The sequence below is a fragment of the Streptomyces sp. NPDC104814 genome, assembly GCF_055583185.1.
Genome location: NZ_JBVJOL010000008.1, coordinates 218,643 through 242,681 on the forward strand (window position 1 = coordinate 218,643; position 24,039 = coordinate 242,681).

General features: G+C 71.2%; 21 protein-coding genes and 1 tRNA gene. 5 read left to right on the forward strand and 17 right to left on the reverse strand.

Annotated features, from left to right (window positions below):
* Positions 1-31 precede the first annotated feature (31 nt).
* Positions 32-1,093: a LacI family DNA-binding transcriptional regulator gene (locus tag ACZ64A_RS25850; RefSeq protein WP_469813496.1), complete on the forward strand. Its 1,062-nt coding sequence runs from the start codon at positions 32-34 to the stop codon at positions 1,091-1,093.
* A 29-nt stretch (positions 1,094-1,122) separates the two neighbouring features.
* Here the strand turns inward: ACZ64A_RS25850 and ACZ64A_RS25855 are convergent, their stop codons facing one another.
* From ACZ64A_RS25855 to ACZ64A_RS25875, 5 genes are all read right to left on the reverse strand, one after another.
* Positions 1,123-1,623, reverse strand: a complete 501-nt coding sequence (locus ACZ64A_RS25855; protein WP_469813758.1) for a GNAT family N-acetyltransferase — start codon at positions 1,621-1,623, stop codon at positions 1,123-1,125.
* 75 nt (positions 1,624-1,698) lie between these two features.
* A tRNA-His gene (locus ACZ64A_RS25860) sits at positions 1,699-1,771 on the reverse strand.
* A gap of 111 nt (positions 1,772-1,882) precedes the next feature.
* Positions 1,883-2,491 (reverse strand): oligoribonuclease, encoded by a 609-nt coding sequence (orn, locus tag ACZ64A_RS25865; protein ID WP_469813498.1) that lies wholly within the window; start codon positions 2,489-2,491, stop codon positions 1,883-1,885.
* A gap of 172 nt (positions 2,492-2,663) precedes the next feature.
* Positions 2,664-3,878: a helix-turn-helix domain-containing protein gene (locus tag ACZ64A_RS25870; protein WP_469813499.1), complete on the reverse strand. Its 1,215-nt coding sequence runs from the start codon at positions 3,876-3,878 to the stop codon at positions 2,664-2,666.
* A gap of 378 nt (positions 3,879-4,256) precedes the next feature.
* Entirely contained in the window at positions 4,257-4,571 is a 315-nt protein-coding gene (locus ACZ64A_RS25875) for a hypothetical protein (protein WP_469813501.1), read from the reverse strand.
* Between the two features lie 311 nt (positions 4,572-4,882).
* Here ACZ64A_RS25875 and ACZ64A_RS25880 point away from each other — a divergent pair, with 311 nt between their 5' ends.
* Entirely contained in the window at positions 4,883-5,410 is a 528-nt protein-coding gene (locus tag ACZ64A_RS25880; protein ID WP_469813503.1) for a universal stress protein, read from the forward strand.
* 145 nt (positions 5,411-5,555) lie between these two features.
* Positions 5,556-6,107: a hypothetical protein gene (locus ACZ64A_RS25885; protein ID WP_469813505.1), complete on the forward strand. Its 552-nt coding sequence runs from the start codon at positions 5,556-5,558 to the stop codon at positions 6,105-6,107.
* Positions 6,108-6,310: 203 nt separating this feature from the next.
* Here ACZ64A_RS25885 and glmS read toward each other — a convergent pair whose 3' ends face one another.
* Together glmS and ACZ64A_RS25895 are read right to left on the reverse strand one after the other, a co-directional pair.
* The gene (gene glmS, locus ACZ64A_RS25890) at positions 6,311-8,128 is read right to left on the reverse strand and encodes a glutamine--fructose-6-phosphate transaminase (isomerizing) (protein ID WP_469813506.1); all 1,818 of its coding nucleotides are present in this window, start codon (positions 8,126-8,128) and stop codon (positions 6,311-6,313) included.
* A 13-nt stretch (positions 8,129-8,141) separates the two neighbouring features.
* Positions 8,142-8,399 carry a hypothetical protein gene (locus ACZ64A_RS25895; RefSeq protein ID WP_469813508.1) on the reverse strand — a complete coding sequence of 86 codons (258 nt, stop codon included), beginning with the start codon at positions 8,397-8,399 and terminating at the stop codon, positions 8,142-8,144.
* Positions 8,400-8,563: 164 nt separating this feature from the next.
* Here ACZ64A_RS25895 and ACZ64A_RS25900 point away from each other — a divergent pair, with 164 nt between their 5' ends.
* Positions 8,564-10,129 (forward strand): purple acid phosphatase family protein, encoded by a 1,566-nt coding sequence (locus ACZ64A_RS25900; protein WP_469813760.1) that lies wholly within the window; start codon positions 8,564-8,566, stop codon positions 10,127-10,129.
* Between the two features lie 41 nt (positions 10,130-10,170).
* On the opposite strand, the gene ACZ64A_RS25905 is transcribed toward ACZ64A_RS25900, so the two are convergent.
* Positions 10,171-11,052: a DUF4429 domain-containing protein gene (locus tag ACZ64A_RS25905; protein WP_469813511.1), complete on the reverse strand. Its 882-nt coding sequence runs from the start codon at positions 11,050-11,052 to the stop codon at positions 10,171-10,173.
* A gap of 62 nt (positions 11,053-11,114) precedes the next feature.
* On the opposite strand from ACZ64A_RS25905, the gene ACZ64A_RS25910 reads away from it, so the two are divergent.
* A complete protein-coding gene (locus tag ACZ64A_RS25910; protein WP_469813512.1) occupies positions 11,115-12,749 on the forward strand; it encodes a beta-N-acetylhexosaminidase in 1,635 nt (544 codons plus the stop codon).
* 64 nt (positions 12,750-12,813) lie between these two features.
* On the opposite strand, the gene ACZ64A_RS25915 is transcribed toward ACZ64A_RS25910, so the two are convergent.
* From ACZ64A_RS25915 to ACZ64A_RS25955, 9 genes are all read right to left on the reverse strand, one after another.
* Positions 12,814-14,586 carry an IucA/IucC family protein gene (locus tag ACZ64A_RS25915; protein ID WP_469813513.1) on the reverse strand — a complete coding sequence of 591 codons (1,773 nt, stop codon included), beginning with the start codon at positions 14,584-14,586 and terminating at the stop codon, positions 12,814-12,816.
* The gene (locus tag ACZ64A_RS25920; RefSeq protein WP_469813515.1) at positions 14,583-15,107 is read right to left on the reverse strand and encodes a GNAT family N-acetyltransferase; all 525 of its coding nucleotides are present in this window, start codon (positions 15,105-15,107) and stop codon (positions 14,583-14,585) included. Before ACZ64A_RS25920 ends, ACZ64A_RS25915 begins: the two co-directional genes overlap by 4 nt.
* A complete protein-coding gene (locus tag ACZ64A_RS25925; RefSeq protein WP_469813517.1) occupies positions 15,104-16,384 on the reverse strand; it encodes a lysine N(6)-hydroxylase/L-ornithine N(5)-oxygenase family protein in 1,281 nt (426 codons plus the stop codon). Before ACZ64A_RS25925 ends, ACZ64A_RS25920 begins: the two co-directional genes overlap by 4 nt.
* On the reverse strand, positions 16,368-17,810 hold the full coding sequence (gene desA / locus ACZ64A_RS25930) for a lysine decarboxylase DesA (RefSeq protein ID WP_469813519.1): 1,443 nt from the start codon (positions 17,808-17,810) through the stop codon (positions 16,368-16,370). Before desA ends, ACZ64A_RS25925 begins: the two co-directional genes overlap by 17 nt.
* Positions 17,811-17,924: 114 nt before the next feature.
* On the reverse strand, positions 17,925-18,779 hold the full coding sequence (locus ACZ64A_RS25935) for a siderophore-interacting protein (protein WP_469813520.1): 855 nt from the start codon (positions 18,777-18,779) through the stop codon (positions 17,925-17,927).
* A 69-nt stretch (positions 18,780-18,848) separates the two neighbouring features.
* Entirely contained in the window at positions 18,849-19,898 is a 1,050-nt protein-coding gene (locus ACZ64A_RS25940) for an ABC transporter substrate-binding protein (RefSeq protein WP_469813522.1), read from the reverse strand.
* 99 nt (positions 19,899-19,997) lie between these two features.
* Positions 19,998-21,158 (reverse strand): acyl-CoA dehydrogenase family protein, encoded by a 1,161-nt coding sequence (locus ACZ64A_RS25945; protein ID WP_469813523.1) that lies wholly within the window; start codon positions 21,156-21,158, stop codon positions 19,998-20,000.
* Positions 21,159-21,163: 5 nt separating this feature from the next.
* A complete protein-coding gene (locus ACZ64A_RS25950) occupies positions 21,164-22,105 on the reverse strand; it encodes a hydroxymethylglutaryl-CoA lyase (protein WP_469813525.1) in 942 nt (313 codons plus the stop codon).
* Positions 22,102-24,033: an acetyl/propionyl/methylcrotonyl-CoA carboxylase subunit alpha gene (locus ACZ64A_RS25955; RefSeq protein ID WP_469813527.1), complete on the reverse strand. Its 1,932-nt coding sequence runs from the start codon at positions 24,031-24,033 to the stop codon at positions 22,102-22,104. The genes ACZ64A_RS25950 and ACZ64A_RS25955 overlap by 4 nt, the downstream gene beginning before the upstream one ends.
* Between the last annotated feature and the right edge of the window lie 6 nt (positions 24,034-24,039).

The following is a 24,039-nucleotide window of genomic DNA, read 5'->3' on the forward strand; positions in this document are numbered from 1 at the left end:
AGCGGGACGACGACGGCGGGAGGCGGAGCCCATGGCAGGCCACGGAGCGCGGGGACGGAGCGGGGGCCGGCCCACCCTCGAGGAGGTCGCCGCGCGCGCCGGTGTCGGCCGGGGCACGGTGTCCCGGGTGATCAACGGATCGCCCCGCGTCAGTGACGCCACCCGCGCCGCCGTCGAGGCCGCCGTCGCCGAACTGGGCTACGTCCCCAACACCGCGGCGCGCGCCCTGGCCGCCAACCGCACCGACGCGATCGCCCTGGTCGTGCCCGAGCCGGAGACCCGCTTCTTCGCGGAGCCGTACTTCTCGGACATGCTGCGCGGCGTCGGCGCGGAGCTGACCGACACCGAGATGCAGCTGCTGCTGATCTTCGCGGGCAACGACCGCGAGCGGCAGCGGCTCGCCCAGTACCTCGCCGCGCACCGGGTGGACGGGGTCCTGCTGGTCTCCGTCCACGCCGACGATCCGCTGCCCGACCTGCTGGCCCAGCTGGAGATCCCCGCGGTGATCAGCGGTCCCCGCTCGGCGGGGGAGGCGCTGCCGTCGGTGGACTCGGACAACTACGGCGGGGCGCGGCAGGCGGTGGAGCATCTGCTCTCCCGCGGCCGCACGCGCATCGCCCACATCACGGGCCGCCTCGACGTCTACGGCGCCCAGCGGCGCGTCGAGGGCTACCGGGACGCGCTGCGCGACGCGGGGCGGGGCGTGGACGACATGCTCATCGAGGCCGGCGACTTCACCGAGGAGGGCGGCCGGCGGGCGATGACCGAACTGCTGGCGCGCTGCCCGGAGCTGGACGCGGTGTTCGCCGGTTCCGATGTCACGGCGGCCGGGGCGCGGCAGGTCCTGCGGGAAGCCGGGCGGCGCATTCCGGAGGACGTGGCGCTCGTGGGCTACGACGACTCGGCGATCGCCCGGCACATGGAGCCGCCCCTCACGAGCGTGCGGCAGCCGATCCAGGAGATGGGACGGCGGATGATCGACCTGCTGCTCTCCGAGATCGCGGACCGCCGGCCGGCGGCGTCACGGGAACTGGACGCCGTACGGAGGCAGGTGGTGCTGGCGGCGGAGCTGGTGGTGCGGGCGTCGTCCTGAGCGGGGTGGGGTCACCGTACCGAACCCTCTCAGCAGGTGAGGCGCCAGCGGATCTCGCCGTCCTGCTCCTCCTCGGTGGGAGCCAGGCCGGCTGCCCGTGCCACGGCCGCCGAGGCGAGGTGGCCGGGGTGGACATGGGCGACGACGGTACGGATCGACGGCCGCAGGGCCAGCCAGTCGACCAGCCCGCGTGCCGCCTCGGCGGCGTAGCCGTGGCCCTGCCAGGGGGTGCCGACGACCCACGCGACGGCGGCCTCGGCGGCCGGCGTGTCCACCGTGGCCTGCACGGTGCCGATCAGCAGGTCCTCCGCCCGCAGCCGCAGCACCCAGTTGCACCAGGAGACGGCGGGGTCGGGCGAACCGGCGACGAGCCGCTCGTAGCGGGCGCGCAGCGCTTGTGCGCCGAGCGGCGTGCCACCGATGAAGGTGTGCAGCGCGGGATCGGACAACACCCCGGCCATCTCCATCGCGTGCTCGAGGCGCAGGGGTACGAGGTCCAGGCGGCTGGTGCGAAGCGGCTCGGCGTGCAGGGCGGCCCCCGGGGAAGCGTCGGTGAACGCAATCAGCCGGTGACCTCGATACAAGGTCACCGGCTGATCACTCAGGGTGAGTGACGGGACTCGAACCCGCGGCATCCTGGACCACAACCAGGTGCTCTACCAGCTGAGCTACACCCACCATGACCGGCACCGGGATTCTTCCGTCTCCCTGACCGGCCGAGAAAAAGTGTACAGGGTCCGAAGGGGTGCTCGCGCCCGCCTTTCGCGGCGCCCCCTTCGGGGGACCCGATCAGTGCGGTTGAGCTGGGAGGACGTGCTTGGCCGCGATCGTCTTCGCGGTGTCGGAGTCCGGGCCGGGCTGGGGGACGAAGATCGCCTCGCGGTAGTAGCGCAGCTCCGCGATGGACTCGCGGATGTCGGCGAGGGCGCGGTGGTTGCCGTTCTTCTCCGGGCTGTTGAAGTAGGCCCTCGGGTACCAGCGGCGGGCCAGCTCCTTGACGGAGGAGACGTCGACGATGCGGTAGTGGAGGTAGTCCTCCAGGGTGGGCATGTCGCGCAGCAGGAAGCCGCGGTCCGTGCCGACGGAGTTGCCGCAGAGAGGAGCCTTGCCGGGTTCCTTCACGTACTCCTTCACATACGCCAGGACCTGCTCCTCGGCGTCCTGCAGGGTCGTGCCGTTCGGGAGCTCGGCGAGCAGTCCGGAGGCGGTGTGCATCTGCCGCACCACTTCCGGCATCGTCTCCAGGGCGCGGTCCGGCGGGCGGATGACGATGTCGACGCCTTCGCCGAGCACGTTGAGCTCGGAGTCGGTGACGAGGGCGGCCACCTCGATGAGCGCGTCGTCGGACAGCGAGAGGCCGGTCATCTCGCAGTCGATCCACACCATGCGATCGTTCATGTGTCTCACCTTACGGGGGCGGGGGTGGCCCGCGGATGCTTGGTGCACGTTCGTCTGCGGGTGCGCTGTGGCCGGTCGCACGGTTCCCCGCGCCCCCTTCGGGTCCCGCAGGACGACGGGGGCAACGCGAAGGGCCCGTGGGGACGGTGATCCCCACGGGCCCCTCGCTTGTTCAGGAGCCGCTGCGCTGGCCCGGCAGGGTCAGGTGCGCCGGCGATGCCGAACTCAGGGCGCCTACGGGAGCGCGGCGGGACTGCAAGGGGACCGGGGGGTCCGGGTGCAGGGCCGCCGGGGCGTGGGCGCCGGGGTGCGGTCCGGCCGGCGCGGCGGACTGCTGCGCCGGGTCGGCCTCGGCCGGTTTCTCCGCCTGCGGGCGCCTCGCCCGGTACGCCGCGCGGTACGCCGCCGGGGACGAGCCCAGCTGCCGGCGGAAGTGGCCGCGCAGTGCCACCGGGGAGCGGAAGCCGCAGCGGCCCGCGACCTCGTCCACCGAGTAGTCCGACGTCTCCAGCAGCCGCTGGGCCTGCAGCACCCGCTGCGTGATCAGCCACTGCAACGGAGCGCTACCGGTCAGCGAACGGAAGCGGCGGTCGAACGTACGCCGGCTCATGTACGCGCGCGCGGCCAGCGTCTCCACGTCGAACTGCTCGTGGAGATGCTCCAGCGCCCAGGCGACGACCTCGGCGAGCGGGTCGGCGCCGATCTCCTCGGGTAAAGACCTGTCGAGGTAGCGCTCCTGCCCGCCCGAGCGGCGCGGCGGGACCACCAGGCGGCGGGCGAGCGCGCCGGCCGCCTCGTTGCCGTGGTCCGTGCGCACGATGTGGAGGCAGAGGTCGATTCCGGCCGCCGTACCGGCGGACGTCAGGACGTCTCCGTCGTCCACGAAGAGTTCCCTCGGATCCACGTGGACCGACGGATAGCGCTTGGCCAGCGTCGGTGCGTACATCCAGTGGGTCGTCGCCGGGCGGCCGTCCAGCAGGCCGGCCGCGGCGAGCACGAAGGCACCGGTGCACAGCCCGACGATGCGGGCACCTTCCTCGTGCGCCCGGCGCAGTGCGTCGAGCGCCTCCTCCGGTGGCGGTGAGGTGATCGAGCGCCAGGCCGGTACGACGACCGTGCCCGCGCGTGAGATCGCCTCCAGCCCGTGTGGTGCGGAGAGTTCCAGGCCTCCTGTGGTCCGCAGGGGGCCTTCCTCGCCCGCGCACACCAGCAAGCGGTAGCGCGGAACGCCGGCGTCCTGGCGGTCAACCCCGAACACCGACAGCGGAATGGAACTCTCGAAAATGGGGCCGCCGCTGAACAGCAGCACCGCGACGATCTCCTTGCGACGTCGCCCGGACAGCTTCCGGGCCGCGGCTTCCGGCGCGGCAGTGGAGTCGTGGCTCATCCTGCTAAGCCCCCCTCGGTGGTCGCGGCTCCTCGGTTGTGTCGCTCCTGCACGTTTCCCCTCGGTCCTGCACGAGTCCCCCGCCGTAAGACAGTCAAGATCGAATCTACTGTGTCCCGCCAAGCCGCGGTGACCGGTTCGCCACCCCACGGAAAGTCGACATGACAACTTGGCGTAAAGCATTCGATCACGAAGCGTTGCACTCGGGGAGGGCGCAGGGAAGTGCGCCTCGTCGCGGTGGCCAATCCACGTAGGGTGCGGGAGGCCCCCGGGACCCTTTCCTTGCAGGTCGAACGGGGGGTGGCGGGTGTTCGGGGCCCGTCGGGGGCGGTATCCAGAAGTTGGCTGAAAAGAGACGGGTAGGGGCGCGGAAACCGGTCAGCCGACCGGTGAGTTTCCCTCCGTGTGCGCCGGGGGCGCGGAGCGGTGCCCTCCGCGGTGGGTGACGCTCCCCGTGCGCTGATGGCGCCCGCGCTGCGGCGGCGGCTCCTCCAGCAGCCGGACCGGACAGCGCTCCGAGCGGCGCAGCAGCAGCCGGCAGGCGGCGGTGACCGCGGCGAGGCCCAGCGCGGTGCCGATCGCGCCGCCGAGCGAGGTGCCGTACCAGAGCAGCACCACGGGGACCAGGACGCAGCTGAAGGCCGCCCAGCGGACGACCTCGGTCGAGGTGTCCTCGGTTCGCGTTGCGGGCATGACGCCTCCTGGAGTCGATCACCGGGTTCAACGCCTGTTCGACCCGTCGGTCACCGTATGGCGGCAGCGGGATGATCGTCCGGCTCGGCGTCAGCCGACCTCGTGGGAACCGCCTGTACGGGGCAGCAACCATTGCGTTACGGGCGCCGACTCGTGCATGCTCCCTGGAACCCCGCTGTGCAGGCGCGGGATCTGGGCGAAGGAGGCGTGCCGCCGTACCCTTGGGGGTATGGGGTTGGGAAGATGTTTCCCGGACACAGCTCCGCCGCACACTGTCGTCCCCCATAAAGGATCACAACGCCGAGACAGCCATGGCCGGTCACGAATTCTTCGAACCCGCGGACCGCAAGCGGCCGGTCGCCGACCCGTCGGCGATGGAGCCCCAGGCGGCCGAAGAGGCACGCCATCCCTGCGATCCCGCTTTCCAGCACGGCGTGGTCGTCGGCTTCGACGGCTCCACGTCCAGTGAACGTGCGCTGGCGTACGCGATCGGCATGGCGCATCGGTCCCGTTCCGGGCTGATCATCGTGCATGTCGCCAACCGGCTGCCGACCACGGTGTGGGCCGGCTGCGAGCCGCCCGTCTTCGTCGACGTCCCCGACCACCGCACCGAGGTGCTCGGCCTGGAACTGGCCTGCGCGGACTACCTCGCCGAGGTGCCGTGGATCCTGGTCGAGCGCGGCGGCGACATCTGCCACGAACTGGAAGAAGTCGGGCGGGAGTACGAGGCCGACGCGATCGTCGTCGGGTCGACGCACGGCATCGTCGGCCGGATCTTCGGCTCGGTCGCCGGACGTCTCGCCAAGCGGGCGAAGCGGCCCGTGATCGTCATCCCCTGACGGTTCCCCATCCTGCGCGCCGCTCACGGCGCGTCAACATCCCTGTGCAGTGCGTGAAGTTACTCGCGCGTTGCAGGTGTTTGTGCGGTTGTGAAGGGCATATACCGGTCACCGCACAACTGCACATGCATGAAGGGAGCCCGCCGTGGACAATGACGTCTCTGCGGGAAGCACCACCACCATCGCCGGCCGACTCGCCCTGGGCATCACCCTGTTGGCGTTCGGCCTCGGTACGACCGGTGTCATCGACGGTGTGGCGACGTCCGACGCCATGTCGCTGGCCCACTACGTGGGCGGGGTCGCCCTCTTCCTCGTCGGTCTGCTGGCCCTGCGTGACGGCGCCTTCGGAGTGGGATACGTCGCTCTCGGCGCCCTGTGGTTCACCTGGGCCGTCTCGGCGCACGGCTCGGCCAACGCGGCGGGGCTCTTCCTGCTGCTGTTCGCCCTCGTCGCGCTGAGCCTCACCGTGGCCGGCGGGGACACCCTCGGGCAGGCCGTGCACGGGCTGCTGTTCCTGGCGATGCTGGTGCTCGCCGTCGCCGCGTTCGCCGACAGCTCGGCCCTGACCAAGGTCGGCGGCTGGATCGCCGTCGTCTCCGGCGCCGTGGCCTGGTACGCGGCGACCGCGGCGCTCGCGCACTGGCCGACGGCCCTTCCGGGACGTGCGGCGGGCCGGGGGGTGACGGCCACCGGGTAGCTGCCGCCGGCCGGGGAGTGGGCGGCTCCCCGGCGATCCACGAGCGGGCCCTCTGGTGACGTTGGCATCACCAGAGGGCCCGTTCGGTTGTGTGGCCCCTGCGGGGTGCGTCGTGGTTGCTCGCGCCCACGCGACGGAGCCGCAGACCGATACAGCCCCGCGCCCCGTTCAGGGCGCAGGTCCCGCGCACCCCACAGGGGGTCCTACTCGACCGTGACCGACTTGGCCAGGTTGCGGGGCTTGTCGATGTCGCGGCCCAGGGCCTTGGCCGTGTGGTAGGCGAGGAGCTGGAGGGGGATGCCCATCAGGATCGGGTCGAGTTCGTCCTCGTTCTTCGGGACGACGATCGTGTGGTCGGCCTTCTCCTGGTCCTGGTGGGCGACAGCGACGATACGGCCGCTGCGGGCCTTGATCTCCTCCATCGCGGCGCGGTTCTTCTCCAGCAGGTCGTCGTCGGGGACGATCGCGACCGTCGGCAGGGCCGGCTCGATCAGGGCCAGCGGACCGTGCTTCAGCTCGGAGGCCGGGTAGGCCTCGGCGTGGATGTAGGAGACCTCCTTGAGCTTCAGGGACGCCTCGCGGGCCACCGGGTAGCCCCGGACGCGGCCGATGAAGAGCATCGAGCGGGCCTGGGCGAGCTCCTCGGCCAGCTTCTTGATCTCGTCCTCGTTCTCCAGCATCGCGGAGATCTGCGCGGGCAGCTTGCGCAGGCCCTCGATGATGCGCTTGCCGTCGCGGACCGAGAGGTCGCGGGTGCGGCCGAGGTGCAGGGCGAGCAGGGCGAAGGCGACCGTGGTGTTGGTGAAGCACTTCGTGGAGACCACGCAGACCTCGGGACCGGCGTGCACGTACACGCCGCCGTCGGCCTCACGGGCGATCGCCGAGCCGACCACGTTCACCACGCCGAGGACGCGGGCGCCCTTTCGCTTGAGCTCCTGGACGGCGGCGAGGACGTCGTAGGTCTCACCGGACTGGGAGACCGCGATGTAGAGGGTGTCGGGGTCCACGACCGCGTTGCGGTAGCGGAACTCGGAGGCCGGCTCGGCGTCGGCGGGGATGCGCGCCAGCTCCTCGATCATCTGGGCGCCGATCATGCCCGCGTGGTACGAGGTGCCGCAGCCGAGGATCTTCACGCGCCGGATGCGGCGCGCCTCGCGGGCGTCCAGGTTGAGGCCGCCGAGGTGCACGGTGGAGAAGCGGTCGTCGATGCGGCCGCGCAGCACGCGGTCCACGGCGTCGGCCTGCTCGTGGATCTCCTTGTGCATGTAGGTGTCGTGGCCGCCCATGTCGTAGGAGGCGGCCTCCCACTCCACGGTGGTGGGCTCGGCCGTGGTGCGGGTGCCCTCGGTGGTGTAGGTGCGGAAGTCGTCGGCCTTGAGGGTGGCCATCTCGCCGTCGTCGAGGGTCACTATCTGCCGCGTGTGGGCGACCAGCGCGGCGATGTCGGAGGCGACGAACATCTCCTTCTCGCCGATGCCGAGGACCACCGGCGAGCCGTTGCGGGCGACGACGATGCGGTCGTTGAAGTCGGCGTGCATCACGGCGATGCCGTAGGTGCCCTCGACCAGGCGCAGCGCGTCGCGGACCTTGTCCTCGAGCTTGCCGGCCTGCGAGCGGGCGATGAGGTGTACGAGGACCTCGGTGTCCGTCTCGGAGAGGAACTCGACGCCGTCGGCCTCCAGCTTGCGGCGCAGGTCGGAGGCGTTGTCGATGATGCCGTTGTGGACGACGGCGACCTTGCCCTCGGCGTCCATGTGCGGGTGGGCGTTGACGTCGGAGGGGGCGCCGTGGGTGGCCCAGCGGGTGTGGGCGATGCCGGTGGTGCCCTTGAAGCGCGCCGGGACCTTGGCCTCAAGGTCGCGCACCCGGCCCTTGGCCTTGACCATCTTCAGGCCGGCCGTCTTCGGCGAGGTGACGACGATGCCCGCGGAGTCGTAGCCGCGGTACTCCAGCCGCTGCAGGCCCTCCAGCAGGAGGGGAGCGACGTCACGCTTGCCGATGTATCCGACGATTCCGCACATGTAAAGGTATTCCTCAGCCGTAGACGATGCGCCGCAGCTGCCGGAGTGACAGCTCCGGGGGCGCCACTGCGCGATACTTCAGGTCCGCCGCGATCCGCTCGAAGATCGCCGTGTTCACCAGGCCCTGGGCCTGGAGCTCCCGGTGGCGGCGACGCACGTAGTCCTCGGTCGTCTCGTCGAAAAACGCGAGCACGTCCTGGATCACCCGCAGCGCCTCGCCCCTGCTCAGGGGCGTGGAGCGCGTCAGGTGATCTACGAGTTCGTCGTGCACCCGATGATCCTGGGGTACCGGCCGCTCTTTCGCAAGAAACCTGCCCGATTTCGGGCAAGCGCCTGTTGGAACTCTCGTGAGCGGCTGTTCGGCGGCTGTCCATCCGGCGTCCCGATTCCCGTTGCCTGAGCAGACGAGTTTCAGACGTCATGGACATACCTCGTATGGGAGTACCGGACCAGCTCGCCGACCGCATGAGCATGGCCGAACAGCACGAGTACCTGCGGTCGAGGTTCTCCCGCCGCACCATGTTCCGCGGCGGCGCCGTCACCCTGGGCGCCGTGGTCGGTGGCGCGTTCGTGACGGGCGCCACCGCCCAGGCCGCGGTACCGGTCCAGCGGACCGCCCCGGCCGCCGAGACCGTCGACGGTGCTCTCGTCGCCCCCTTCGGCCGCCACCTCGCCTACGGCAACGACCCGCGCACCGAGATGACCATCTCCTGGCAGGTCCCGGTCGCCGTGAAGAAGCCGTTCGTACGGATCGGCGCGCACCCCTGGGACCTCTCCCGCAAGATCGAGGCCGAGGTCCGCACCCTGTACACCCCGGCCGGCGTCGGCGCGAGCGGCGACCACACCCAGTACTACCTGCACGCCCAGCTGGCCCACCTGCGCCCGGGCCGCACCTACTACTACGGTGTCGGCCACGAAGGCTTCGACCCGGCGGAGTCCCACCTGCTGGGCACCCTGGGCACCTTCACCACCGCCCCCGCCCACAAGGCGCCGTTCACCTTCACCGCCTTCGGCGACCAGGGCGTCAGCTACCACGCGCTGGCCAACGACGCGCTGATCCTCGGCCAGAACCCGGCCTTCCATCTGCACGCCGGCGACATCGCCTACGGCGACCCGTCCGGCGCGGGCAAGACCACCGACACCGGCTTCGACGCGCGCACCTGGGACCAGTTCCTCTACCAGACCGAGTCGGTCGCCAAGCAGGTCCCGTGGATGGTGTCGTACGGCAACCACGACATGGAGGCCTGGTACTCGCCCAACGGCTACGGCGGCGAAGAGGCCCGCTTCACGCTGCCCGACAACGGGCCGGACACGAAGAACCTGCCGGGCGTGTACTCCTTCGTGTACGGCAACACCGCGATCATCTCGCTCGACCCCAACGACGTCTCCTACGAGATCCCGGCCAACCTCGGCATCTCCGGCGGCACGCAGACCACGTGGTTCGAGGGGCAGCTGAGGAAGTTCCGGGCGGCGAAGGACATCGACTTCGTCATCGTCTTCTTCCACCACTGCGCCTACTGCACCTCCACCGCGCACGCCTCGGAGGGGGGCGTGCGCCAGGAGTGGGTGCCGCTGTTCGAGAAGTACCAGGTCGACCTGGTCATCAACGGCCACAACCACCAGTACGAGCGCACCGACGTGATCAAGGGCGACCAGGTCGCCAAGAAGCTCCCGATCGGCGGCACCGCCTACCCCGAGACCGAGGGCGTCGTGTACGTCACCGCGGGCGCGGCGGGCCGCAGCCTGTACGCGTTCACCGCGCCGGACTCCTACGAGGGCCACGAGCACGAGGTCGACTCGGTCGCCTCCTTCGTCAACCTCAAGGGCGGCAAGCAGAACGAGACCGTCGCCTGGTCCCGGGTGCGCTACCTGAACTACTCCTTCCTGCGGGTGGACGTCGAGCCCGCGCCGAAGGGCCGCTGGACCACGCTGAAGGTCCAGGGCATCGCCGAGACCGGCGACCGGATCGACCACTTCACGGTGGCCCGCCGGGCGAAGTAGCCCCCGGGAGAAGCGCTCGCGCGGGGGCGGCCGGCCCGGCGTCACAGACGCTTCAGGACCGCCTGCTTGGCCAGGGTGAACTCCTCCTGGGTCAGCACCCCCGCGTGGTGCAGCTCGCCCAGCTCCCGCAGCCGCCGCAGCAGGGCGTCGGTGTCGTCCTCGGCGGCTGCGGGCGGCCCGGCCGGCGGCGCCGGCACCGCCCGCGGCCCCTCGTCCCGGGGCGCGGACGGATGCGGCAGCCGCGCCTGCACCGCCGCCGCGACCAGCGCCATCAGCGGGTCCCTCTTGAACCCCCACAGCTCCACCGCGTGCGGGTCGAACTTCGGCGGTGCCTCGGTGGGCGCGCCTCGCACCGTGAAGCGCAGACAGCCGTTCTCCAGGCCCACCGCCGGCTGCCACTCCACGGCCGCGATGTCCGTCAAAGCGAGCGTGCGGGGGCCGGCGGCGGCCTTCACGTCCTCCGTCTTCCAGTTCCACTCCAGACGGACCTGCTCCCCGTCGAAGCTCGCCGTGCCGTCCCCGGCGGACATGGACAGCGGCACCTGCGGGCCCGGCAGCAGATACCCGGTGACGGGAGAGGAGGGGACCTCGTCCAGCAGCAGGGCGCCCCGCACCTCCTCGGTGAAGTACTCGGCGACGCCGTACCGGTCGGACTCCACCACCAGCTGGTAGGGGTCGTGCGGCTCGGTGAGCCGGCCCCCGGTCGCCTGCAGCAGCGGGTCGGCGCCGTCGCGCAGCCGCAGCCTCAGCCGCCCCGCCTTCCTGCCCTGCTCGAACGACACCCCGGCCAACGCCCCCAGAGGTACGACGAGTTCGCCCAGGGTCCTGCGCAGCAGACCGACGGACTTGTCCCGACCCGGCGTCAGCCGCAGGGCGTCGCCGTCGAACGCCCAGGTGCCGTCCTTCTGGATGATTTCCGCCATGCGGGGATTGTTTCACCGGATCCGCGGGACAGTGGTCTCAACCACTTCTGAAGGGAGCGCAGGTGAGACGGCACCACAGCACGACTCCCCGACAGCGGACCACGGCCGGTCGTCCGGCCCGGGTCCTCGGCGCGCTGCTGCTGACGGCGGCGGGCGTCCTCACCCTCGGTGCGACCGCCCCCGGGGCCGTACCGCAGACCCCCGCCGCCCGGGCCACGCCGCTCGGCCAGGTGGTCCCGGCGCCCGCCTCGGTCACCGCGTCCGGCCGGCCGTACCGCATCACGAGCGGCACCGTCCTGCGCGTCGACCGCGATCCCGCGGCCGAGCGGGTCGCCGCCTACCTCGCCGGTGTGCTGCGGCCCTCCACCGGCTACCGCCTGCCCCTCGTCCACGAGGGCACGCACGGCATCGCCCTGCACCTGACCCCCGGCCGGTACGGCGCCGAGGGCTACCGGCTGCGCAGCGGCCCCGGCGGCGTCACCCTCACGGCGGGCACACCCGCCGGCCTCTTCCACGGCGTGCAGACGCTCCGTCAGCTGCTGCCCGCGGCCGTCGAGAAGGGCACCGCGCAGCGCGGGCCGTGGCTGATCGCCGGCGGCACCATCACCGACACCCCGCGCTACGCCTACCGCGGCGCGATGCTCGACGTCTCCCGGCACTTCTTCACCGTCGGCCAGGTCAAGCGGTACATCGACGAACTCGCCCTCTACAAGATCAACAAGCTGCATCTGCACCTCAGCGACGACCAGGGCTGGCGCATCGCCGTCGACTCCTGGCCGCGACTGGCCACCCACGGCGGCTCCACCCAGGTCGGCGGCGGCCCCGGCGGCTTCTACACCAAGGACGACTACCGGGAGATCGTCCGCTACGCCGCCTCCCGCCATCTCGAGGTCGTCCCCGAGATCGACATGCCCGGCCACACCAACGCGGCCCTCGCCTCGTACGCAGAGCTGAACTGCAATGGCACCGCACCCCCGCTGTACACCGGCACCCGAGTCGGCTTCAGCTCCCTGTGCGTGCCCAAGGCCGTCACCTACACCTTCGTCGAGGACGTCGTCCGGGAGCTGGCCGCCCTCACCCCGGGCCGCTACCTCCACATCGGCGGTGACGAGGCGCACTCCACCAGCCACGAGGACTACGTGGCGTTCATGAACCGGATCCAGCCGATCGTGGCCAAGTACGGCAAGACGGTCGTCGGCTGGCACCAGCTCACCGGCGCCACCCCCGCCCCCGGCGCCCTCGCCCAGTACTGGGGCCTGGACTCCACCGCCGCCGCCGAGAAGGCCCAGGTCGTCCAGGCCGCCAGGAACGGCACCGGGCTGATCCTGTCGCCCGCCGACCGCTTCTACCTCGACATGAAGTACGACAGCACGACCAAGCAGGGCGCCACCTGGGCCGGCTACGTCGAGGTGAGGAAGTCCTACGACTGGGACCCCGGCTCCTATCTGCCCGGCGCCCCCGCCGGCGCCGTCAAGGGCGTCGAGGCACCGCTGTGGACGGAGCGCGTCCTCACCTCCGCCGACATCGACTACATGGCCTTCCCGCGCATCGCGGGCGTCGCCGAACTGGGCTGGTCCCCGGCGGCCGCCCACGACTGGGACGCCTACAAGGCCCGCCTGGCCGCCCAGGGCCCCCGCTGGGACGCCCGCGGCATCGGCTACTACAGGTCGCCCCAGGTCCCCTGGCCGGCGAGCTGAACCCCGGCACATCGACGGGCGCCCCGGTGGACCGTGCACCGGGGCGCCCGCCCGTCTCGTGGGATCAGAACCCGGCGATCGGGTTCTCCAGCGTGCCGACCAGCTGCAGCGCCCCGGAGGGATCCGCGAGGTCGACCATCTGCCGGTTGTCGCGCAGCTGGAGCCGGTTCAGACAGGACAGCGCGAACCGCGGCGCGAACATGTCGTACTGCCGGAACCGGCCCTCGAGTTCCGGATGCGCCCGCTGGTACTCGCGAGTGACCTCCGCGACCGTCCGCCAGAAGGCGTCCTCGCCGAGCACCCCCTCGGCGGCGAGCAGCGCGGCCAGGAACCGGAAGAAGCAGTCGAAGACGTCCGTGAAGATGGACAGCAGCTTCTTGTCCTCCGGCACCTCCACGCGGATGCGCGCCACCTCGGGCGGCAGCACCGCGTCCGGGTCCATCACCGCGATCTCCTCGGCGATGTCCTTGTAGACCGCCCGCTGCACCACGCCGTCCCGCAGCACCAGGATCGTGTTCTCGCCGTGCGGCATGAACACCAGGTCGTAGGCGTAGAAGCTGTGCAGCAGCGGCGTGTAGTACGCCCGCAGATAGCGCCGCAGCCACTCGGCGGGCGCCAGGCCCGACCGCTCCACGAGGGCGCCCGCGAAGCTGCGGCCCTCGTGGTCGACGTGCAGCAGCGACGCCATGGTCGCCGGCTGCTCACCCTCCTCCAGGGACGGCACCGGCGACTCCCGCCACAGCGCGGCGAGCATCTTGCGGTACGGCGAGTACCGGTCCGTCGCCCGCTCGTACTCCAGGTGCCGGTAGCCGACGGCCGCCCGCTCCCGGATGATCGACAGGCCCGCCGACTTCAGTACCGGGTCACCCTCGATCAGCTGCGTCAGCCAGTCGTTGATGGCCGGGGTCGCCTCCATGTACGCGGCCGACAGCCCCCGCATGAAACCCATGTTGAGGACCGACAGAGCCGTCTTGACGTAGTGCTTCGCCGGATGCGAGGCGTTGAAGAAGGTCCGTATGGACTGCTGCGCCAGGTACTCGTCGTCGCCCTCGCCCAGGCACACCAGGTGCCGGCGGGCGACCTCGGCGGCGAAGGTGACGCTGAGCTTGTTCCACCACTGCCACGGGTGGACCGGTATCAGCAGATAGTCCGCCGGGTCCAGGCCCTGCCCGCGCAGCACCCCGTGGAACCGCTCGACGGTCTCCTCGCCCAGCTCCCCGCGCACGAAGCTCTCGTACTCGATGCCGGCACCCGCCGTGAACGCCGCCCGGGACCGGTGCGCCGCCAGCCACACCAGCCGGACGGGGCTCGCGGTCTCCGGCGCGTACGACAGGTACTCGTGGACACCGAAGCCGAGTCGCCCGTTGTTGGCGACGAAGCAGGGGTGGCCCTCGGTCATCCCGGTCTCGATGGCCTGGAAGTCGCTCCGGGCCAGCTCGGCGGCGCTCACCCGCGGCTTGGTCAGCTTGAAGCAGGTACCGGACAGGGTGGAGGAGATCTCCTCCAGGTACACCGGCAGGATCTCCTCGCTCAGCCCGAGGGACTCCTTCAGCTCGATGAAGAAGTCCAGCGCCGCGAGCGGCAGTCCGGCCCCGTCGCGGTGCCGGCTGATCGAGGCGGCGTCCACCTCCCAGTGGTCCAGGGCGCGGCGCACCGCGGTGAAGCGGTACCGGGTCTGCCCGTCGTCGCTGCGGACCACGTACTGCCCGGGCGCGGTCTCCTGCGGGGTGATCAGCCGCTCATGCGCGAACTCGGCGAGCGCCTTGCGCAGCAGCAGCCGGTTGGCCTCCTCCCAGCGCTCGGGCGACAGGTGGGCCACGGCGTCGGCGAGGGTCATGCGCGCACCGCCTTCTCGAACTGCTCGCGGGTGCAGAAGCTGAGCAGCGCCCGTTTCTCCGGCTTGTCGATCTCCCGCTCCGGGACGAAGCCCACGGCCGCGTTCAGCGCGTGCACGGCCGTGTTGCGCACGTCCGGCTCCACGACGACGCGCCGCACGTGCGGGTCCTCGAACAGACGGGCCATGATCGCGGTGATCACCGCCCGCGTGAACCCGTGCACGGGCGTGTCGGTCGCCGGCGTCAGGAAGTGCATACCGACGTCACCGGGCCGCGCCTCGTACAGCCCGGCCAGCTCTCGGCGGGCCGGGTCGTACCGCTCCATGAGGAAGACGGGCTCACCGTCCCGCAGCCCGAAGTACGCCTCATGGTGCGCGTCCGCCGCGATCTCCCGGTACGCCCGCTCGACGTCCTGCACTGTCGCGTCCTGCATCATCCAGAAGGCGGCCTTGGGATGCGTGACCCAGGAGTGCACCAGCTCGGCGTCCTTGAGCGGGTCGAGGGGGCGGAAGGCGAAGGTCATACGGCGAACTCCTGGAAGGCGATGGACTTCTCGACCGGGTAGTACTCGCGGCCGAGCAGTTCCCGGATGATGTAGCTGTTGCGGTAGGCGCCCATGCCCAGGTCGGGGCTGGTGACGCTGTGGGTGTGGACGCCGGCGTTCTGCAGGAAGACGCCTCTTCCGGTGACGTCGACGGCGTAGTTGCGGGCCACGTCCAGGCTGCCCTGCGCGTCGTACACCAGCCGGTGGCGGACCGGCTTCAGGAACTCCGGTTCGACGTACCGGTATCCGGTGGCCAGGATCAGTCCGTCGGTGACGATCTCGAAGTCCTTGCCCTGCTCCTCCTGGCGGAAGGTGAGGGTGTACGAGCCGTCCGCGTACGCGGCGTGCGTCAGAGCGGAGTTGGTGAGGAGCCGGGTGGGGACCGGGCCGGCGAGGTTCTTCTGGTACAGCAGGTCGAAGATCTCGTTGATCAGGTCGCCGTCGATGCCCTTGAACAGGCCCTTCTGCTGGGCCACGAGCCGGTAGCGGGTCGCCTCCGGCAGGGCGTGGTAGTAGTCGATGTACTCCGGGCTCGTCATCTCCAGCGTGAGCTTGGTGTACTCCAGCGGGAAGAAGCGCGGGGAACGGGTGACCCAGTTCAGCCGGTAGCCGTGGACGTCGATCTCGCCGAGCAGGTCGTGATAGATCTCGGCGGCGGACTGCCCGCTGCCGACCAGAGTGATCGACTCCTTCTGCTGCAGCGCCGCCTTGTGCTGCACATAGCGCGAGTTGTGCAGGAGGTCGCCGCCCAGGCCCTGGCACGCCTCGGGGAGGTGGGGCGGGGTGCCGGTGCCGAGGACCAGGTGGCGGGCGCGGAACGTCTCCCCGGCGGCGGTCCGCACGGCGTACAGCTCGTCGCTCTCGTCGTACGTCACCTCGGTGACCGTCGTGCCGAAGCGGACGCTGCTCAGCCGGCTCGCGGCCCAGCGGCAGTAGGCGTCGTACTCCACGCGCAGCGGGTAGAAGTTCTCCCGGATGTAGAAGGAGTACAGCCGGCCCTGCTCCTTGAGGTAGTTCAGGAAGGAGTACGGCGAGGTCGGATCGGCCAGGGTGACCAGGTCCGACATGAACGGCGTCTGGAGGTGCGCGCCTTCGAGGAACATCCCGGCGTGCCACTCGAAGTCGGGCTTGGACTCCAGGAAGAGCGCGTCGAGCTCGGCGATCGGTTCGGTCAGGCAGGCCAGGCCGAGGTTGAAGGGCCCGAGCCCGATGCCGACGACGTCGTACGTGCGGCGGGATTCAGCAAGCGCGGTCAAGGGACTCTCCCAGGTACTGCTCGGCGTGGCCGGCGATCAGATCGAGAACGGCGGCGATGTCCCCGGCCGTCGTCTCGGGATTGAGCAGGGTGAACTTCAGGTAGTGGCGGCCCGCGACCTTGGTGCCGGCGACGACGGCGTCACCGGAGGCGAACAGGGCCTTGCGGGCGTGGAGGTTGGCGCGGTCGATCTCGGCCGGGTCGGTGACGGCGGCCGGGACGTAGCGGAAGACCAGGGTGGACAGGGCCGGTTCGACGACCACGTCGTAGCGCGGGTCTGCGGCCAGCAGCCGGAAGCCCTCCTGCGCCAGGTCGCACACCTCGTCGAAGAGCTTCCCCACTCCCTCGGCGCCCATCACACGCAGCGTCAGCCACAGCTTCAGCGCGTCGAAGCGGCGGGTGGTCTGCAGGGACTTGTCCACCTGGTTGGGGATGCGCTCGGCGACCGTGCGGCGCGGGTTGAGGTAGTCGGCGTGGTAGGTGGCGTGCCGCAGGGTGGAGGCGTCGCGCACCAGCACGGCGGAGGAACTCACCGGCTGGAAGAAGGACTTGTGGTAGTCGACGGTGACCGAGTCGGCGCGCTCGATGCCGTTCAGCAGGGCGCGGCGGGTGGGGGAGACCAGCAGGCCGCAGCCGTAGGCGGCGTCGACGTGCATCCAGCTGCCGTACTGGGCGCACAGTTCGGCGATCTCGGGCAGCGGGTCGATGGAGCCGAAGTCGGTGGTGCCGGCGGTGGCGACGACGGCCATCGGCACCAGGCCCTCCTCGCGGCAGCGCTGGAGCTCGCGGGCGAGGGCGACGGTCTGCATCCGCTGGTCGTGGTCGACGGGGAGGGTGACGACCGCGTCGGGCCCGAGGCCGAGGAGCGTGGCGGACTTCTTCACGCTGAAGTGGCCGGCCTCGGAGGCGAAGACACGCAACCGGTCCGGGGAGTCCGTCTTGGCCTCCTCGCGGGCCAGCAGCAGCGCCTGGAGGTTGGACTGGCTGCCGCCGGAGGTGAAGACACCGTCGGCGGCCTGGCCGAGGCCGATGCGGTCGGAGGTCCAGTCGACGATCCGGCGTTCGATGAGGGTGCCGCCGGCCGACTGGTCCCAGGTGTCGAGGGAGGAGTTGACGGCGGACAGGACGGCCTCGCCGAGCACGGCCGGGATGACCACGGGGCAGTTCAGGTGGGCGAGGTAGCGGGGGTGGTGGAAGTAGACGGCGTCACGGAGGTAGACCTCCTCCAGCTCGTCCAGGGCGGCCGTGGTGTCGAGGAGCGGCCGGTCCAGGTCGATGCCCTCGATGCGGGGGGCGAGGTCGTCGGCGGTGACGCCGGTGAACGGACGGTCGGTGGTGGCGAGTTTCGCGGCCACCCGCTCGACTCCTTCGGTCACGGAGCGGCGGTAGTGCTCCGCGGTGAGGTCATTGAGCAGGTGCGAACGCATGTGGGGGTCCTCCGGTGGGGACAGTCCGTGCGGGTGTGAAGCTTAGGTTAGCCTAACCTAAGTTGATCAGGCGGAGGCATGGCTGTGCCGTGACCGCGGTCACCTCAGGGGGAGTTACTCCGCCGCGCGGAGCTGCTCCTCGGTCATCCCCTGCCGCCAGTACCCGACGAACGTCACCCGCCGCCGGTCGACACCCCGCTCGCCGACGAAGTGCCGGCGCAGCGCCTTCACCCGGCCGGACTCACCGGCGAGCCACACGTACGGCCGCGCCGACGCGGGCAGGGCAGCCGAACGTACGGCGTCGACGGTCGTGGGGGACCCGTCGTGCCGTACGAGCCAGGTGATCTCGGCGTCCGCGTCGGTCGCCACGTCCTGGATGTCACCGGGGTGCGGCACCTCCAGCCAGGCGCGCACCGGCGTACCGGCCGGCAGCGACTCCAGGACGGCGGTCGCGGCGGGCACGGCGGTCTCGTCGCCCCACAGCACCACGAGATCGGTGTCCGCGGGCGCACGGAAGCGGATGGCCCGGTTGTCGGCGATCGCCGGCCCGAGCAGCAGCACCCGGTCACCGGCCGCCGCCCGGGCCGCCCAGCGCGAGGCGGGCCCGGCGGGGATGGCCGCGCCGGGCTCGACGCCGTGCAGCACGAAGTCGATGTCGATCTCCGTGGTGCGCCCCCAGGCGTCCTGCCGCAGAGCACGCAGCGTGTACGACCGCATCACGGCCCGCACGTCGTCCGGGAGTTCCCGCCACCCCTGCCACCAGCCGTCCCCCAGCTCCACCGGCACGACCGGCTCCGCCTGCCCCGGATGCGGCAGGAAGAGGGACAGCGACTGGTCACGCCCGAGGGAGTGAAAGGCGTCGAGATCGGGCCCGGCGAAGGACACCCGGACGAGAGACGGCCCGAGCCGCCTCGTCCGCACGACCTGAAGGGAGAAGAAACGGAACGGGGCGGCTACGGCCGTGGTCATGAGGTCTCCTGAATCGACGTCAGGTTGCGGGACGGGGGAGGTGTCCGACGGTCAGGGGCGCGACAGCTGTCAGCCGACCTTCTTGGCCTTCTCCAAGGCCTCCGCCAGCTGCTCCAGCAACGGCGCACACTTGTCGTAGGAGAGAATCGGCTCCGGATTACGGGAGATGACCTGCCCTGCCTTCACCGCGGGCAGCTTCTTCCATGTGGCCTCGGAGATGTCCGCGGGCTGGATCGCCGACGTCCGGTTGTCCATCATGATGATGTCCGCCGGATACTTGTCGACGTTCTCCCAGCTCAGCGACTCGAACCAGCCGCCGCCCTGCTTCTTCGCGCTCTCCGGCGGCTCGACGAAGTTCACGCCGAGGGCCTTGAAGTACTCCAGGTCGATGGAGAGGTTGGTGCCGGAGACGTAGAACAGGTCCTGGCTGGCGGAACCGGCCATCACCTTGATGCCGGGCTTGGCCTTGGCCGCCGCGCGCAGCCGGGCGGCCGCGTCCTCGAACCGCTTCTTCGCCTGCGTGACCTTCGCGGCGTTCACGTCCCCGCCGAGCGACTTCGCCAGCTCCAGCATGCGGGCGAGCGGTTCGGTCAGCTGCCGGTCGTAGACGGAGACGGCGACGCTGGGCGCGCCGACGGCCTCGATCTTCTTCTTCGACTCCTCCGGGACGTACCAGAGGGTGCCGGCGTCGTCGAACATGGTGGAGACGAGCAGGTCCGGCTGGAGCGCGGCGTACTTCTCGATGTTGAACTGGCCCCACTCGTTGCCGAGGACCGTCACCTTGTTCACGTCCAGGCCGCCCGCCTGGACGTCGGGCTTGCCGTCCTTGGTCTTCGTCGGGCCGAAGACGCCCTTCACCTCGACGCCGTAGTCGTGCAGCGCGGCCGCGGCACCGGTGAACGCGACGATGTGCGAGGGCACCCTGTCGGCCTTGGCCGTCTGCCCGCGGTCGTCCTTGAAGCTCCAGGGGCCCGACTTGGCGGCGGCGGTGTCCTGGCCCGCACCCCCGGATGTCGCGTCGCCGTCACCGCAGGCGGCGAGCGCGGCCCCGAGGCCGATGACGCCGCCCGCGGCCAGGATCCCGCGGCGGGTGAGATGGGTGGCACGGGCGTTGGGCATGGGTATGACTGCTTTCGAACGGGGCGGAGCGCCCGCCGGACAGGTTCGAAGGTAGGTTAGCCTAACCTCAGTTTCTGTCCAGGGGGCGCCCCCTCACGCTCAGCCGACCAGCCCCAACTCCCGTGCGATCAGCATCCGCTGGACCTCGCTCGTGCCCTCGCCGATCTCCAGGATCTTCGAGTCGCGCCACATCCGGGCCACCGGATACTCGTTCATGAAGCCGTAGCCGCCGTGCACCTGCGTGGCGTCGCGGGCGTTGTCCACGGCGACGGTGGAGGAGTACAGCTTGGCCATGGCCGCCTCCTTCTTGAACGGCTCACCGGCCACCAGCCGGTAGGCGGCGTCCCGCCACGCCAGACGCGCCGTGTGGGCCTTCATCTCCATGTCGGCGATCTTGAACTGGATGGCCTGGTTGGCGCCGATCGGCTTGCCGAAGGCGTGCCGCTCCTTGGCGTACTTCACCGACTCGTCCACGCAGCCCTGCGCGAGCCCCGTCGCGAGCGCCGCGATGGCGATGCGGCCCTCGTCCAGGATGCGCAGGAACTGCGCGTACCCACGGCCCTCCTCGCCCAGCAGGTTGGCGGCCGGGACCCGGACGTCCTGGAAGGACAGCTCACGGGTGTCGGAGGCGTTCCAGCCGACCTTGGAGTACGGCGTCGCGACGGTGAAGCCCGGGGTGCCGGACGGCACGATGATCGCGGAGATCAGCGGCCGGCCGTCGGGCTTGCGGCCGGTGACGGCGGTGACCGTGACCAGCCCGGTGATGTCCGTGCCGGAGTTGGTGATGAAGCACTTGGTGCCGTTGATCACCCATTCGTTCGTGTCCGCGTCGAGCCGGGCCGTGGTGCGCGTGGCCCCGGCGTCCGAGCCGCCGTCCGGCTCGGTCAGACCGAACGCGCCCAGGATCTCGCCCGAGCACAGCCGGGGCAGCCACTCGCGCTTCTGCTCCTCGGTGCCGAACAGGTGGACCGGCATCGCACCGAGCGACACCCCCGCCTCCAGCGTGATCGCCACGGACGAGTCCACCCGGGCCAGCTCCTCCAGCGCGACGCCGAGCGCGAGATAGTCGCCGCCCATACCGCCGTACTCCTCCGGGAACGGCAGCCCGAACAGACCCATACGACCCATCTCCCGCACGATCTCGTACGGGAACTCGTGCCGCTCGTAGAAGTCGCCGATCTTCGGGGCCACCACGTCGTGCGCGAACTCCTCGACCGTGCGCCGGAGTTCTTCCAGTTCGGGGGAGAGTCGGTAGTCCATGCTGATCACTGGTCCTTGTGGGAGAGGGCGCGGACGGTACGGGAGGGGCTGGGGCGGCCCAGCCGTTCGGCCATCCAGACGCTTGTGGCGACGAGACGGCCGAGGTCGACCCCGGTGTCGATGCCGAGGCCGTGCAGCATCCACACCAGGTCCTCGGTGGCGAGGTTGCCGGTGGCGGACTTGGCGTAGGGGCAGCCGCCCAGGCCGCCCGCGGAGGCGTCGACGGTGGTGACGCCGTGCTGCAGCGCGGCCAGGGTGTTGGCGAGGGCCTGGCCGTAGGTGTCGTGGAAGTGCACGCCCAGCGCCTCGCTGCCGATCCCGGCCCGGCCGAGCGCGGTCAGCAGCGCGGTGACGTGCCCCGGGGTCGCCACCCCGATGGTGTCGCCGAGGCTCAGCTCGTCGCAGCCCAGGTCCAGCAGCGCCCGGCAGACCCGGACGACCTGGTCGACGGGGACCGGGCCCTCCCAGGGGTCGCCGAAGCACATGGACAGATAGCCGCGGACATGGACGCCCTCGGCCTTCGCCCGCGACACCACCGGCGCGAACATCGCGAGGGCCTCGTCCACCGTGCGGTTGAGGTTGGCCTTGGCGAAGGACTCGGTGGCGCTGGCGAAGACGGCGACCCGGCGGGCGCCGAGCGCGAGCGCCCGGTCCAGGCCGCGTTCGTTCGGCACCAGGACCGGCAGGTCCACGGGCAGATCGCGCACGCCCGGGAACAACTGCTCGGCGTCGGCGAGCTGGGGCACCCACTTGGGGTGCACGAAGCTGGTCGCCTCGATCGTGCTCAGGCCCGCCTCGGCGAGGCGGCGGACGAACTCCGCCTTCACCTCGGTCGGCACGGCCGTCTGCTCGTTCTGCAGCCCGTCACGCGCGCCGACCTCGTGGATGCGCACCCGGGCGGGCAGCCCTGCGGCCGGGACGGTCATGGGGAGCCCGTCGGCGGTCATGCGGTCGCCTCCTCGTGCGGCGTGATCACGGCCAGCACCTGGTCCATGGCGACCGTCGTGCCGGGGGTGACGTCCAGTTCGGCGACCGTGCCGGCGTGCGGGGCGGAGATGACGTGCTCCATCTTCATCGCCTCCACCACCAGCAGGCTCTGGCCCGCGGCCACCTCGTCACCGACGGCCACCTTCACCACGGTCACCGTGCCCGGCATCGGCGCGGTCAGCGAGTCGGCGCCCGCGTGCCCGGCGCGGGTCAGGGACGCGGCGACCGGGTCGTGGTCGCGCACGTGCCAGGCGTCGCCGTCGCGGCCCAGCCAGTCGGCGGCGCGGTGGAAGGTGTGCCGGACGCCGTCGAGGGTCACGGTCACCGTGTCGTCGGTGACCGTGTGGGCGCCGCGCGGGGTGTGGTCCACGGGCTCGGTGACCCGCAGCGGGAAGGAGACGGGCCGGGGGGTGCCGCCCATCCGCCAGCCGCTGGGCACGGAGAAGGGATCGACCCAGCCGGTCGGGGCGGGCCGCAGCGCGTCGAGGCGTACGGCCGCCGCCGCCTCGTACACCTCCTCCGGTACGGCGGTGGGGACCAGGTCGTCCACCACCCGCTCCACCAGCCCGGTGTCCAGGTCCCCGGCGACGACCGCCGGGTGGGCCAGCAGCCGGCGCAGGAAGCCCGCGTTGGTCTGCACGCCGAGCGTCACCGTGTCCACGAGGGCGGAGCGCAGCTTCCGGATCGCCGTGGCCCGGTCGGGGCCGTAGGCGATGACCTTGGACAGCATCGGGTCGTACAGGCTGCCGACCTCGGTGCCCTCGCTCAGGCCGGAGTCGGTGCGCAGTCCGTCGCCCTCGGGCTCGCGGAGCTTCAGGACCGTCCCGCCCGAGGGGAGGAAGCCGCGCGCCGGGTCCTCGGCGCAGATGCGGGCCTCGATCGCATGCCCGGTGAGGCGGACGTCGTCCTGCCCGAAACCGAGCTTCTCGCCCGCCGCGACCCGCAGCTGCCACTCGACCAGGTCCAGGCCCGTGATGAGTTCGGTGACCGGGTGCTCGACCTGGAGACGGGTGTTCATCTCCATGAAGTAGTACTGGGAGGGGTCGCCGCCGGGGACGATGAACTCCACCGTGCCCGCGCCGCGGTAGCCGCAGGAGCGGGCCGCCTGCGCGGCCGCCTCGCCCATCGACGCGCGCGTGGCCTCGTCGAGGAGCACGCTCGGCGCCTCCTCGATGATCTTCTGGTGGCGGCGCTGCAGCGAGCACTCGCGCTCGCCGAGGTGCACGACGTTGCCGTGGCCGTCGGCCAGCACCTGGATCTCGATGTGCCGGGGCCGGTCGATCCACCGCTCCACCAGCAGGGTGTCGTCACCGAAGGAGGCGCGGGCCTCACGGCGGGCGGCGGCGATCTCCTCGGCGAGCTTCTCGATGTCCCTGACCAGGCGCATGCCCTTGCCGCCGCCGCCCGCCGACGGCTTGAGCAGCACCGGCATGCCGATCTCGCGGGCCGCGTCGGCCAGCTGCTCGTCACTGAGGCCGCTGCCGCTGGAGCCCGGCACGACCGGCACCCCGGCCGCCTGCACGGTCTCCTTGGCGCGGATCTTGTCGCCCATCAGCGCGATGGCGTCGGCCGGCGGGCCGATGAACACGATCCCGGCCTCCTCGCAGGCACGGGCGAAGGCGGCGTTCTCGGCGAGGAAGCCGTAGCCGGGGTGGACGGCCTGGGCGCCGGTGCGCCGGGCGGCGTCCAGCAGGCTCTCGATGGACAGATAGCTCTCGGTCGCGGGCGGCGGACCGATCCGGACCGCCGTGTCGGCCTCCCGGACGTGGCGGGCGTCCGCGTCGGCGTCGGAGAAGACGGCCACCGAGCGCACCCCCATCGACCGCAGGGTGCGGATGACGCGGACGGCGATCTCGCCCCGGTTGGCCACGAGTACGGTGTCGAACACGAGTCC

Bases quoted from the DNA above. Each gene is read 5' to 3' on its own strand.
- ACZ64A_RS25850 (WP_469813496.1), top strand. From the start codon at position 32: ATGGCAGGCCACGGAGCGCGGGGACGGAGCGGGGGCCGGCCCACCCTC.
- orn (WP_469813498.1), bottom strand. From the start codon at position 2,491: ATGAACGATCGCATGGTGTGGATCGACTGCGAGATGACCGGCCTCTCG.
- ACZ64A_RS25870 (WP_469813499.1), bottom strand. From the start codon at position 3,878: ATGAGCCACGACTCCACTGCCGCGCCGGAAGCCGCGGCCCGGAAGCTG.
- ACZ64A_RS25875 (WP_469813501.1), bottom strand. From the start codon at position 4,571: ATGCCCGCAACGCGAACCGAGGACACCTCGACCGAGGTCGTCCGCTGG.
- ACZ64A_RS25880 (WP_469813503.1), top strand. From the start codon at position 4,883: ATGGCCGGTCACGAATTCTTCGAACCCGCGGACCGCAAGCGGCCGGTC.
- glmS (WP_469813506.1), bottom strand. From the start codon at position 8,128: ATGTGCGGAATCGTCGGATACATCGGCAAGCGTGACGTCGCTCCCCTC.
- ACZ64A_RS25900 (WP_469813760.1), top strand. From the start codon at position 8,564: ATGGGAGTACCGGACCAGCTCGCCGACCGCATGAGCATGGCCGAACAG.
- ACZ64A_RS25905 (WP_469813511.1), bottom strand. From the start codon at position 11,052: ATGGCGGAAATCATCCAGAAGGACGGCACCTGGGCGTTCGACGGCGAC.
- ACZ64A_RS25915 (WP_469813513.1), bottom strand. From the start codon at position 14,586: ATGACCCTCGCCGACGCCGTGGCCCACCTGTCGCCCGAGCGCTGGGAG.
- ACZ64A_RS25920 (WP_469813515.1), bottom strand. From the start codon at position 15,107: ATGACCTTCGCCTTCCGCCCCCTCGACCCGCTCAAGGACGCCGAGCTG.
- desA (WP_469813519.1), bottom strand. From the start codon at position 17,810: ATGCGTTCGCACCTGCTCAATGACCTCACCGCGGAGCACTACCGCCGC.
- ACZ64A_RS25935 (WP_469813520.1), bottom strand. From the start codon at position 18,779: ATGACCACGGCCGTAGCCGCCCCGTTCCGTTTCTTCTCCCTTCAGGTC.
- ACZ64A_RS25940 (WP_469813522.1), bottom strand. From the start codon at position 19,898: ATGCCCAACGCCCGTGCCACCCATCTCACCCGCCGCGGGATCCTGGCC.
- ACZ64A_RS25945 (WP_469813523.1), bottom strand. From the start codon at position 21,158: ATGGACTACCGACTCTCCCCCGAACTGGAAGAACTCCGGCGCACGGTC.
- ACZ64A_RS25950 (WP_469813525.1), bottom strand. From the start codon at position 22,105: ATGACCGCCGACGGGCTCCCCATGACCGTCCCGGCCGCAGGGCTGCCC.